Here is a 10,520-nt window from a genome sequence, read left to right on the forward strand (position 1 = left end):
ATAATAGCTCCGCTTCCCACTTCAGACGGCATACCTTCAAAATATTCCCCCGTCCGAACACCCGATACAAAAAATCAGAAACGCGCAAACACAATCCCAATACATACCACCTTTCCGACAGGAGACCGAACATGAACCCCACTCCTATCCACCCCAAGCTCGCCGAAATCACCGAGCGCATTATCGAACGCAGCCGCCCGACGCGTGAAAAGTATCTGGCGAAAATCCGCAGCGCCAAACAGATGGGACGCTTAGAGCGCAACCAGCTCGGCTGCAGCAACTTGGCACACGGCTATGCCTCCATGCCTAAGAGCATCAAAATCGAAATGCTTCAGGAAACCGTCCCCAACTTAGGCATCATCACTGCCTACAATGACATGGTTTCCGCACACCAGCCGTTTAAAGACTTCCCTGATCAAATCAAAGACGAAGCACAGAAAAACGGCGCGACCGCACAAGTCGCCGGCGGCACACCCGCCATGTGCGACGGCATCACGCAAGGTTATGCCGGCATGGAATTGTCGCTGTTTTCCCGCGACGTGATTGCCATGAGTACCGCCATCGGTCTGTCGCATCAAATGTTTGACGGCAGCCTGTTTATGGGCGTATGCGACAAAATCGTGCCGGGTTTGATGATAGGTGCGCTTTCGTTCGGTCATATTCCGGGTATCTTCGTCCCCGCAGGCCCGATGTCCAGCGGCATCGGCAACAAAGAAAAAGCTCGCACCCGCCAGCTTTTCGCCGAAGGCAAAGTCGGACGCGACGAACTTTTGAAAAGCGAAATGGGTTCTTACCACAGCCCGGGCACCTGCACTTTCTACGGCACGGCAAACTCCAACCAAATGATGATGGAAATGATGGGCGTACACCTGCCTGCCGCCGCTTTCGTCCATCCCTATACCGACCTGCGCGAAGCCCTGACCCGCTACGCGGCCGGACACCTCGCACGCGGTATCAAAAACGGCACCATCAAACCATTGGGCGAAATGTTGACTGAAAAATCCTTCATCAATGCCCTGATTGGCCTGATGGCAACCGGCGGCTCGACCAACCACACCATGCACCTCGTTGCTATGGCGCGTGCTGCAGGCGTGATTTTGAACTGGGACGACTTCGATGAAATTTCTTCCATCATCCCATTGCTGATCCGTGTGTACCCCAACGGCAAAGCCGACGTGAACCACTTTACCGCTGCCGGCGGCCTACCTTTCGTTATCCGCGAATTGCTGGACGCAGGCCTGTTGCATGACGATGTCGATACCGTTGTCGGACACGGTATGCGCCACTACACCAAAGAGCCTTTTCTTATCGACGGCAAACTCGAATGGCGCGAAGCCCCCGAAACCAGCGGCAACGATGACATCCTGCGCAAAGCCGACAATCCGTTCTCCCCAGACGGTGGTCTGCGCCTGATGAAAGGCAACATCGGTCGCGGCGTAATTAAAGTATCTGCCGTGCGCGAAGGTTGCCGCATCATTGAAGCGCCTGCCATCGTATTCAACGACCAACGCGAAGTGTTGGCTGCGTTTGAGCGCGGCGAATTGGAACGCGATTTCGTCTGCGTTGTTCGCTACCAAGGCCCGCGTGCCAACGGTATGCCCGAATTGCACAAACTGACCCCGCCTTTGGGCATCCTGCAAGACCGCGGCTTCAAAGTGGCGCTGCTGACCGACGGCCGTATGTCCGGCGCGTCCGGCAAAGTTCCGGCCTCCATCCACATGACCCCCGAAGCCCTGATGGGCGGCAACATCGCCAAAATCCGTACCGGCGACCCGATCCGCTTCGACTCCGTTACCGGCGAACTCAACGTCCTGATTAACGAAACCGAATGGAATGCCCGCGAAGTCGAAAGCATCGACTTGGGCGCGAACCAACAAGGCTGCGGCCGCGAACTCTTCGCCAACTTCCGCAGCATGACCAGCAGCGCGGAAACCGGTGCCATGAGTTTCGGCGGCGAATTTGCCTGATGCGCGTTTCAGACGGCCTTTTCAGACCGAAGGCCGTCTGAAAAATTATTCAAGTGTTTTAAGATAGACGTAGGTTGGATTCTCGAATCCGACACAGCCGTCCAAGATGTCGGTTTCTTGAATCCGACCTACGACCTGTCCCATCTTAATAAAATACCCCATTCCACCCGGAGAACCGAAATGTCCAAACTGACCCCCCGCGAAATTTTGACCGCCGGCGCAGTTGTGCCGGTAATGGCGATTGACGACTTAAGCACCGCCATCGATTTGTCCCACGCCCTTGTCGAAGGCGGCATCCCTACCCTCGAAATTACCCTGCGTACACCCGTCGGACTCGATGCCATCCGCCTGATTGCCAAAGAAGTACCCAACGCCATCGTCGGCGCGGGTACGGTAACCAATCCCGAACAGCTCAAAGCCGTCGAAGACGCAGGCGCAGTTTTCGCCATCAGCCCGGGGCTGCACGAATCCCTCGCCAAAGCCAGCCACAACAGCGGCATCCCCCTGATTCCCGGCGTTGCCACTCCGGGCGAAGTCCAACTGGCTTTAGAACACGGCATCGACACCCTCAAACTCTTCCCTGCCGAAGTCGTTGGCGGCAAAGCCATGCTCAAAGCCCTGTACGGTCCTTACGCCGATGTTCGCTTCTGCCCGACCGGCGGCATCAGCCTGGCAACTGCCCCCGAATACCTGGCACTGCCCAACGTCCTGTGCGTCGGCGGCTCATGGCTGACACCGAAAGAAGCCGTGAAAAACAAAGACTGGAACACCATCACCCGCCTCGCCAAAGAAGCGGCGGCATTGAAACCCAAAGCCTGAACCGCATCGTAAAAATGCCGTCTGAAGCCCTTTCCCGTTTCAGACGGCATTTTGCCGCTTGGCGGCCCAGTCGGCATACACGGCAGCACCGCTCCGACATACCGCCCCTAAAATACCCATCCATCTTCCGCATAATAAAAATAACGGTCAGTCTATTCGACAAATACAGCAGCCGGACAGCCCGTTTTACACGGCTGAAAAAATACCGTCTGAAACGCATTCAGACGGCATCCGGTTAAAAAACAACTGATTCAACGCCGATTAATCCGCTTCCAAAACCACTTTCATCGCTTGGTTTTCGGCGGCGTGTTTGAACACGTCGTAGGCTTTTTCCAATTCGCTGAATTTGAAATGGTGGGTCATCATTTTGGTGTAATCGACTGAGCTGCTGGAAATTGCCTTCATCAGCATTTCAGTGGTATTGGCGTTTACCAAACCGGTTGTGATGGCAAGGTTTTTAATCCACAGTTTTTCCAGTTTAAAATCAACGGATTGACCGTGTACGCCGACAACGGCGATATGGCCGCCCGGTTTGACGATGTCTTGGCACATATTCCAAGTCGCAGGGATACCGACGGCTTCGATGGCACAATCTACGCCGTCTTCGCCGACGATAGCAAAGACTTGTTTGGATACATCGCCGGAAGCGGGGCTGACGGTATGGGTCGCGCCCAACTCTTTCGCCAGTTTCAAACGGTTTTCGTCCATATCGCAAACGATGATGGCGGCAGGGCTATACAGTTGCGCAGTCAGCAACGAAGACATACCGACAGGGCCGGCACCGGCGATGAAGACGGTATCGCCAGGTTTGACATCACCGTATTGCACGCCGATTTCGTGGGCGGTCGGCAAGGCGTCGCTCAACAGCAGCGCGACTTCTTCATTAACGTTGGCGGGCAGCGGCACGAGGCTGTTGTCGGCATAAGGCGTGCGGACGTATTCTGCCTGCGTGCCGTCAATCATGTAACCCAAAATCCAGCCGCCGTTGCGGCAGTGCGAATAAAGTTGGATTTTGCAGTTGTCGCAAGTGCAGCATTTGCTGACGCATGAAATAATGACTTTATCACCGACTTTAATGTTTTTTACAGCATCGCCGACTTCTTCTACAATACCGATGCCTTCATGGCCGAGAATACGGCCGTCGGCGACTTCGGGGTTTTTGCCTTTCCAAATACCCAAGTCGGTACCGCAAATCGTGGTTTTGACGATTTTCACCACCGCATCGGTCGGATTGATAATCTGCGGGCGGGGTTTTTCTTCAAAACGGATGTCGTTTGCGCCGTGATAAACCATTGCTTTCATGCTGATACTCCTTGCTTGTTGATAAATAATTTCAATACCGCAATAAAGTCTCTTTATATGAGTTATATACCCCTACAAAAAATAAGTCAATAAGAATTACTTTTACAATGTTATACCATAACATGCTATTTTAAATATAAATAAAACCACAGATTGATGTTAATGAACACACCCATCCCCTTCTCCGAACGGCTCATCCGCTGGCAAAAACAACACGGTCGCCACCACCTCCCTTGGCAGGTCAAAAACCCTTATTGCGTCTGGCTTTCCGAAATCATGCTCCAGCAAACGCAGGTTGCCGCCGTGTTGGACTACTATCCGCGTTTCTTGGAAAAATTCCCGACCGTACAGGCACTTGCCGCCGCACCGCAAGACGAAGTGTTGTCGTTATGGGCGGGTTTGGGGTATTACAGCCGCGCGCGCAATCTGCACAAAGCCGCGCAACAAGTCGTCGAACAATTCGGCGGCACGTTTCCATCCGAACGCAAAGACTTGGAAACCCTCTGCGGCGTAGGCAGAAGCACCGCCGCCGCTATTTGTGCCTTCGCCTTCAACCGTCGCGAAACCATTTTGGACGGCAACGTCAAACGCGTACTCTGCCGCGTGTTCGCCCGCGACGGCAATCCGCAGGACAAAAAATTTGAAAACTCGCTTTGGACGCTTGCCGAAAGCCTGCTGCCGTCTGAAAACGCCGATATGCCCGCCTACACACAAGGTTTGATGGACTTAGGCGCAACCGTGTGCAAACGAACAAAACCCTTGTGCCATCAATGCCCGATGGCGGACATCTGCGAAGCGAAAAAGCAAAACCGCATTGCCGAGCTGCCGCGCAAAAAAACCGCCCCCGAAGTACAAACCCTGCCGCTTTATTGGCTGATTGTCCGCAACCGAAACGGCGCAATCTTATTGGAAAAACGCCCTGCCAAAGGCATTTGGGGCGGTCTGTATTGCGTACCGTGTTTTGAAAGTTTGAACGGGCTTTCCGACTTTGCCGCCAAACTCTCCCTGACGATGGAGGATATGGACGAACAAACCGCTCTGACCCACCGCCTGACGCACCGCCTGCTGATGATTACGCCGTTTGAAGGACAAATGCCGTCTGAACACCATTCAGACGGCATTTGGATAAAGCCGGCGCATTTGAAAGATTACGGTTTGCCCAAGCCTTTGGAAATTTATTTAAACAGTAAAAAGTTTGGGGCTATATTAGATAGAGAAAGTTAAGCCTGATGGCATTGTGTACACGGATACCTTTCATAGTTATGATGAGCTTGATGTCAGTGAATTTAGATATTTTCGTATCAATCACACCACGCATTTTGCTGAAACTCATCACCACATAAACAAAAGCTACTGGCAGAAAACCAGTAGCTTTTGTTTATCTTGTCATACATTATTCGCTTCAATTACATCAAAACGAATAACTTACCTGAAATCCCGTTACCCATTTCTTCGTCTGAAAATATTCAGGCTTTTTCAATGCATGGCTCGCAAATATATCGTAATGCAGTTGTCCGCCTGCTTTCATTTGCCCACGTACACCAATGGCCGTACCAGCCAAAGTTTGTCCTAATAACCATTGTGCTGATTGTCCTGAAACGTATCCCACATCTGCACCCAATGCTCCTGCTAGGGCATTGTTGTCTCCTGCTACTACAACCGCTGCTTCTAAATACCGCGTAGGCAAAGATATACGCGTTTTTTTGTCCTGTGCTTAATTCTTCTTGCTTGGTTTTTCCGGTGCGTTGATTTTCTTTTTTTACACAGGCAACACATAAGTCGGCATCCGGCAATAGGCACTTGGCGATGCATGGGGGATTGATACCACAGCCATGTGATGGCACTGAGTACTTAGCTTTCGTTCCATGGTTCATTGGAAAAGAGCTTGGGGGAGAGGAGGTTTAGAGGTAGGTTTGTGGGCATAATTTAGGATCGCGATTAGTTAAAACAAAAAAGGTAGGTAAGTGGTTTTAAGGCAGCCTGAAACCGAGTTCAGAGAAACCAAAACCGCGTGTGCATAAATTACACCCTACCATTTCACATTTTTGGTTGGTTGCACAGGCTACGCTGGCTTAATCTAAATCCAAGAGTATTTCAGAACAATTTGAATATAACTTATCCCATTGAATTGAAAAGATTAAATCACAGCCATTCCCAAACGAATCTATGTTTATAACAATATTGTTATCAATGCAAAAATATTTTCCAAAGGTTTTATGTTCTTTAATTATTAAATAGTGGTATTGCTCAAATACCTGCTCTATATTATGTTTAGTATTAGGAGAACATTGCAGAAATCTAATTTTTCCATCAGAAAACTTAAATTCATTACTTTGATTGATACGTGGCTTACCCAAATCCCATGTTGCAGATCCCATTCTTCTCGATATATCAGAGATAAAATTAGTTGCATGGGTTTGCTTGATTTTAGCTATTCCAATCTCACCATCATTTTTTTCATTAGTATCTCCAAAATAAACCAAAATAATCAATAAAGGCATGGCCCCAAGACAAAACTCTCCTAATTTTACTTTTAATCGTAACCATGTTTTATTTACCATTATTTACTTCTTTCATTAGCATTTTCCGATGCCATATAGTTGTCTTTAAATCTACCTGACCAAACATCTTCTAATACTTCCGAAGCGTTACAATTCCCGGTTATTTGACAAATGTCCGCAACAACAACTCCTGCTTCTGCTATTGGTGATGCTTAGATGACTGATACCACAACCAAGTGATGGCACCTGGTGCTTCGCTAGAGTGGTGGGCTGGAGGGTTAAAACAAAAAAGGTAGGTAAGTGGTTTTAATGCTACGCTAATTGCATGATGAATCCGGATATTTCCACTCGATAGCCAAAGAATTTATTTTAACTGTCTTATCAAATTCAGGTATTAATTTATATTCATATATTAAAGACTCCCCATTCCTACAAGCATTAACAAATCCGAAAAGGCTCTGTCTTCGATCGATTAATAGAGTTAATTTTTTTAGTTCGGAGTCCGAACCTTTAACATAAAAAGTCACAAAAGTTGTAGGGCCTCTTGTAAATGAATTACTATCAGATACTTGATATGGTTCAACCATGGTCGGTATTTCAGAGAATATCCTTTGCACCCTTTCACTATTATCCGTTTTATAACCTAATTTACCTTCCTGTTGAGCTTCTGTTATCAATAATGCAAAACAAATTCCAAATATAATTACTATACAACCACCTATAGTATTCAGATTTTTATTGATAAAATGGGATAGCATTAAATTTATCTCCAATACTAGGTAAGTTTGCAGGAATAGATGCTTGAATATGACTAGGTTGTCCCGTTTTTTAATTTGCGTCACTAAAAGTTATTCGCCCTACTCGCACCATATGCGTTCTGCCAAAAGAAATAGTAGGCTGTTTGGGTGTTCCTAGTCCTGCTTCAAAAGCAACTTTTTCCTTATCAATTGTCTGGCTGACTCCTAAACAACCAAAATAAGCGCAACCTGAAACAGTCGTTGATTGCCCAGAAATTGTTTGAGTAATGGTTTTCCATAATCGAGCTTTTTCAACAGATGTCATATTATTAATATGTCCCATTACAATATTAGCGCTTGGGATATCAACTGGGGTTTTATGATTTCCATCTTTTATATGTGGTGAGGCATTCACACCCAGAAAAATCTCACCAGTAACACGATTAACAGCTATACTTAATCCATAATCCATTTTATTAAACAACGGAAAACTGATATTAGCTGCCCAATAATGAATAGTAGGGTTATTAGCCCATGGTATGTCATGGTAATCTATAAAACTTGGATTGGGTATTCTAAAACCTTGTTTAACTTCTTCAATAGTAGTGGGAATAGTGGGTGTTTTTCCATGAATATACCCTAATGATTTAAGTTCCTTCCGGGTTAAGTTCCTACTTTCATCAGCTTCAGCAACTAACCTTTTACATAATTCTAAATCGCCTTCTGGAGAACATGCTCCTCTTAGTTTTGCATTTCTGTTTACACTTATCGTATATAAATCTTTTTGAGCAGAAATATAGCAGGCTGAATATTTTCTACCTTGTTTTTCGCATTCATTGATTTTTCTCTTATATACATTCCAATCTTCTTTTATTAAATAATTATTCCCCACCGCACTCTTCGCATTCAGGCTGCCTTGTGCTGCATTGGTTGTTGTGTCGCCAATCGCAGTACCCGTAGCCGTACCCAATACATTTGTAATCGCTGTTACAGTCTCTTTCTCTTCCGCCGTTAAGTCGCTTCCTTTTTCTTTGCCGTATAACCATTTGCTGATGTAAGGCGCAGCCGCTTCCGCCCCGCCCGCACTCAATGCTCCTGCTAGAGCATTGTTGTCTCCTGCTGCGGCAACCGCTGCTCCTAATACCGCGTGGGCAAGAACGTGAGCGGTTTCTTGACTGGCGGTTAGTTTGCCATTCGCGTTTTGACCGGCTAAATCTTTAAAGTGCTGTCCAATCGCATACGATACGGCTGGCGATGCGGTAGCCGCAGCGATGCCCGCTCCGCTTTGGGTCGGCGCAGCTAAACCTGAGGCTAACATGTTGAGAATGACTTTGCCTTGTTGCCAATTATCTGCTTTTGCTGCCGCATCTTGAGCTTCATGGGCTTTGCGTTTGGCAGTTTCCATATCGCCATTGGCTAATGCCTCGGCTGCTGCTGTTTCGGCTGCTTCTTTGTCTGCTTTGAGTTTGTCTAAATGTTGGTTAATCTCGGTATTGGCTTGTTGAACATTTTTACTAAAATCTTGGCTGACGGTTCTTTGTAAATCCAGTTCACTTTGCACTCTATCTTTGTCAAATACGTTTTTCAGGCTGCCCGAATGCTGCCTGGCGGTGTCTGTGGTTACGTTTGTATCAATATCGGCTTTGGTTTGCTCCGCTGTTTTGCCTGTCAGCCTGATTTGTGCGGCTTCGTCTGTGATTTGAATGTTTTGGGTATTGATGCCGCTTTCGTGATGCTGCTTTGTTTGTCGCTGCCGTAAGCCCCAACATTTTGTTTCGATTAAGAGAAAGGCCATCTAAAAACCAAATTTATTTTCAGACGACCTTTTGATAGTTGGGTCTTGACCTCAACCCACACTTATTTTACATAAAATTTTGTGTCTCTATTTGAAAAATCTAAATAACAACATTCTACCTTACCTATAGAATTGATTATAGTTGAAACAGGAATATTAAGAAGCCTAATACCCAAATCATCAATTTCAAAATCATTAATTCCACTCTTATAAAGATAGCTTATTATTTCATCATTGATTTTTCCAAGCCAATTAAAAGAAATATCTTCTAAAAAAAACTTATTTGGTTCAAATATCTCTATCGCTTGAAGCTGATTTTTATCGTCATAAAAACAATGGATATTCAACTCGGGAAAAACATCCATAGGAACCCGAGAGTATGATGACTTATAAATTTCTTGTACATCAGAACTAAATATTGCACGAACTTGTTTTCGATTCAGATTTGATGAGATAATATTTCTTTCTATTTTTTTGAACTAAAATAAAAAATTTTCATAATTTTTTTGCCTAAACAATATTACCATTTTCGTAAGATGCATAGAACAAACCATGTCTTATCCATTTTATTCCATCGGCAGACAGATAACGACTATATCTAAATTTTATTTTTCACTCTCATAAAAAATTTCTGCAATATTCAATATATTTACTTTCTTAACCATAGCATAAATTCCTCAGGCTTATATATTTCAGTATAAGTATGACTTAAGGGATATGACGCCTCGTGTTACGATTTGCTTCTTTTGATTTCAGGGTTTATATAAGTTATGGCTTGCCTGGACCCGAAGTGATAAAGAGAGTATTTACTTTTTAACTATAAAAATATGAGATAGTTCCATGGGAAAACCGTAATTTAAGTTTTAATAAAGCACCTTCTAGGCGATATAAAAATTTTCTATAATTTTCATTTGGTTTATATTTATATATAAGCTGTATTTCAATAGTCTCATAGCTACTTTCTCCAAAATCTTCAAAAATTTGACCTGATTCAATATATTGAATATATGAATTTATTTTCTCTTGCAACAAAAACAAATGCTCGTTATCCCATTTTAAATGATCAGAAATAGTTAATATGAGTATTCCGTTTTCAATAGAGGCTGAATCAATTACATTCTCTTCCAAAATAGACATTATCTTTTCCTTTCAATGATAACTTTAGTAGGCTTAATTTTGTTCCCCTTTGGATAGCCCAGTTTTCCCTTACCGACCACTGTCGCTCCCGTTCTTTCAATTTCAGGAAAAGCTTTTTTCTGATTTTTGGTAAGTGGTGCAGTTATTGAAGCCTTATACTCTGAGACCTTTGCAAAATTCCTTTCCCTCCCGACAACCGAAACCCCAACACAGGTTTTCGGCTGTTTTCGTTTCAAATATCCACTAATTCTACCCCAATACC

The 10,520-nt window shown here is 45.4% G+C and carries 9 protein-coding genes and 2 pseudogenes; 4 read left to right on the plus strand and 7 right to left on the minus strand.

What is annotated here, in order from left to right; translation table 11 throughout:
• Positions 1-131: 131 nt before the first annotated feature.
• A complete protein-coding gene (edd, locus tag RDY34_RS09660; protein ID WP_304677124.1) occupies positions 132-1,967 on the plus strand; it encodes a phosphogluconate dehydratase in 1,836 nt (611 codons plus the stop codon).
• A 180-nt stretch (positions 1,968-2,147) separates the two neighbouring features.
• Entirely contained in the window at positions 2,148-2,786 is a 639-nt protein-coding gene (locus tag RDY34_RS09665) for a bifunctional 4-hydroxy-2-oxoglutarate aldolase/2-dehydro-3-deoxy-phosphogluconate aldolase (RefSeq protein ID WP_308074864.1), read from the plus strand.
• 261 nt (positions 2,787-3,047) lie between these two features.
• Here RDY34_RS09665 and RDY34_RS09670 read toward each other — a convergent pair whose 3' ends face one another.
• Complete coding sequence (locus tag RDY34_RS09670; protein WP_308184552.1) at positions 3,048-4,088, minus strand: zinc-dependent alcohol dehydrogenase family protein; 1,041 nt, start codon at positions 4,086-4,088, stop codon at positions 3,048-3,050.
• Positions 4,089-4,250: 162 nt separating this feature from the next.
• Between RDY34_RS09670 and mutY the strand changes: the two genes are divergently transcribed.
• Both mutY and RDY34_RS09680 read left to right on the plus strand, forming a co-directional pair.
• A complete protein-coding gene (mutY, locus tag RDY34_RS09675; RefSeq protein WP_308184553.1) occupies positions 4,251-5,312 on the plus strand; it encodes an A/G-specific adenine glycosylase in 1,062 nt (353 codons plus the stop codon).
• Positions 5,302-5,451: pseudogene (locus RDY34_RS09680) on the plus strand (IS1595 family transposase); the annotation flags it as partial. The gene mutY and the pseudogene RDY34_RS09680, both read left to right, overlap by 11 nt.
• 48 nt (positions 5,452-5,499) lie before the next feature.
• On the opposite strand, the gene RDY34_RS09685 reads toward RDY34_RS09680, so the two are convergent.
• The 6 genes and pseudogenes from RDY34_RS09685 to RDY34_RS09710 form a co-directional block, all read right to left on the minus strand.
• Complete coding sequence (locus RDY34_RS09685; RefSeq protein WP_301005478.1) at positions 5,500-5,775, minus strand: hypothetical protein; 276 nt, start codon at positions 5,773-5,775, stop codon at positions 5,500-5,502.
• A gap of 385 nt (positions 5,776-6,160) precedes the next feature.
• Positions 6,161-6,649 (minus strand): hypothetical protein, encoded by a 489-nt coding sequence (locus RDY34_RS09690; protein WP_003754699.1) that lies wholly within the window; start codon positions 6,647-6,649, stop codon positions 6,161-6,163.
• Positions 6,650-8,191: 1,542 nt separating this feature from the next.
• Positions 8,192-9,078 (minus strand): annotated as a pseudogene (locus RDY34_RS10665) (VENN motif pre-toxin domain-containing protein); the annotation flags it as partial.
• A 105-nt stretch (positions 9,079-9,183) separates the two neighbouring features.
• Positions 9,184-9,486 carry a hypothetical protein gene (locus tag RDY34_RS09700; protein WP_003754687.1) on the minus strand — a complete coding sequence of 101 codons (303 nt, stop codon included), beginning with the start codon at positions 9,484-9,486 and terminating at the stop codon, positions 9,184-9,186.
• 448 nt (positions 9,487-9,934) lie between these two features.
• Positions 9,935-10,258 (minus strand): DUF6572 domain-containing protein, encoded by a 324-nt coding sequence (locus RDY34_RS09705; RefSeq protein WP_002222093.1) that lies wholly within the window; start codon positions 10,256-10,258, stop codon positions 9,935-9,937.
• The coding region (locus RDY34_RS09710; protein ID WP_308184554.1) for a hypothetical protein at positions 10,258-10,520 on the minus strand (263 nt) is incomplete at its 5' end. The genes RDY34_RS09710 and RDY34_RS09705, both read right to left, overlap by 1 nt.

It is taken from the genome of Neisseria polysaccharea (genome assembly GCF_963392925.1).
GTDB lineage: Bacteria > Pseudomonadota > Gammaproteobacteria > Burkholderiales > Neisseriaceae > Neisseria > Neisseria polysaccharea.